Below are 696 nucleotides of genomic sequence, written 5' to 3'. Positions count from 1 at the left end.
GATGGACGGGCACCGCCCCGCAGTCTGGCTCTCCGACCGCTACTCGGCGCAGCAGGGCCACGGCGTGGCCCAGCAGACCTGCCTGGCACACCTGGCGCGCGACGTGGCGTACGCCCTCGAGGCCAGCGACGACCCGGTGCCATTCCGGCTCAAGCTCTGGCTGGGCTCAGCCTTCGACCTGGCCGATGCCGCCGCGAGCCTGGCCGCCTCCACCCTGGCCGCCAAGCGGCGCGCCCTCGAGCGCAGGCTGGACGTGATCCTGGCAACCCCCAGCGGCTGCGAGCTGACCCGGGCGCTGCAAGCGAAGCTGCGGCGAGCGCGCGACCAGCTGCTGACCTTTGTCGACTGGCCTGGCCAGGTCGGGGCGACAAACAACGCCTGCGAGCGCGACCTCCGCCCCGCCGTGATCCAACGCAAGGTCACCAACGGCTATCGCGCGATGTGGGCCACCCAGGGCGAGGCGGACGTGCGCACCGTGGTCGACACCGCCCGCCTCGTGCCGAACACCAGCGTCTTCGGCACCATCCTGACGACTGTCACGGCCTGACCGCTACGCCGCAGAAGTCAGAGGGGGTGGGTAATTACCCCGTGGCATCATGGCCACCCCTGATCTGATCAACCTCTCGGCGCTGATCAACGATGCCAAGTGTTTCGCCCTGGTGCGCCAGCATCGCTGGCCGGAGGGTGTCCGCTGCC

1 protein-coding gene is annotated in these 696 nt (G+C 70.3%); it reads left to right on the top strand.

Features of this window, described 5'->3' with window-relative positions; genetic code table 11:
- Positions 1-547: IS66 family transposase (locus tag E2C06_RS36810; RefSeq protein ID WP_165982927.1), on the top strand; the 547-nt coding region annotated here is incomplete at its 5' end.
- Positions 548-696: the final 149 nt, after the last annotated feature.

It is taken from the genome of Dankookia rubra, assembly GCF_004355005.1.
Taxonomy (GTDB): Bacteria; Pseudomonadota; Alphaproteobacteria; order Acetobacterales; family Acetobacteraceae; genus Paracraurococcus; species Paracraurococcus ruber_A.
The sequence above is the reverse complement of the archived record's forward strand: the minus strand, read 5'-3'. Positions and strand labels throughout refer to the sequence as shown.